At 65.7% G+C, this 650-nt stretch carries 1 protein-coding gene; it reads right to left on the bottom strand.

Going from position 1 to position 650, the window contains the following annotated elements:
* Positions 1 to 650: Ig-like domain-containing protein (locus ACF8Q6_RS16800; RefSeq protein ID WP_392492782.1), on the bottom strand; the 650-nt coding region annotated here is incomplete at both ends.

The following is a 650-nucleotide window of genomic DNA, read 5'->3' as shown; positions in this document are numbered from 1 at the left end:
CCCACGACACCCGTGCCGATCACAGTGCCATTGGCATCGCGCACTTCGACAGTGGCACCCGGCTCGCCGCGACCGCTCAGGGCCAGGCCGTCAGCACCAACTGTAATATTGGTTACTGCGTCAGGCGGTGTGATGTCCGGCGCATCGAATTGCAGCGGCGCAGAGGCGTTGCCGTCAGCATCCACCAAGCGTACGTCGAGGGCTTCGCCGTTGGCCTGGGCAGGCGACAGGGTGAGGCTGAACAGGCCGTCGGCACCGACGACACCAGTACCGATGACAGCACCGCCAGCATCGCGTACCTGCACGTTAGCGCCGGGTTCGCCGCGACCGGTGAAGGTGACACCATCGGCTAGGGCCAGGTCAGTCGGTTGTGCGGGCGGCAGCAAGTCGGCCGAGGTGACCGAGCCTGGTTGGGATACGTTGCCGGCAGCGTCGGTGAGGGTGACTTGTAAGGTGCTGCCATCGTTCACGGCGGGGTCCAGGGCGATGACGAAGGTGCCATCTGCAGCGACGGTGCCAGTCGCGAGGATGTTGCCGGTCGCGTCACGTACCTGCACGGTAGAGCCGACTTCGCCTCGACCACTGAGTTGGCTGCCGGCAACGCCGATCACCAGATTGGTCGGTGCTTCAGGCGGGGTGGTATCGCCGCC

The sequence above is a fragment of the Pseudomonas sp. GLN_2 genome (assembly GCF_043106005.1).
Taxonomy (GTDB): domain Bacteria; phylum Pseudomonadota; class Gammaproteobacteria; order Pseudomonadales; family Pseudomonadaceae; genus Aquipseudomonas; species Aquipseudomonas alloputida.
This window is presented reverse-complemented; position numbering and strand designations above follow the sequence as displayed.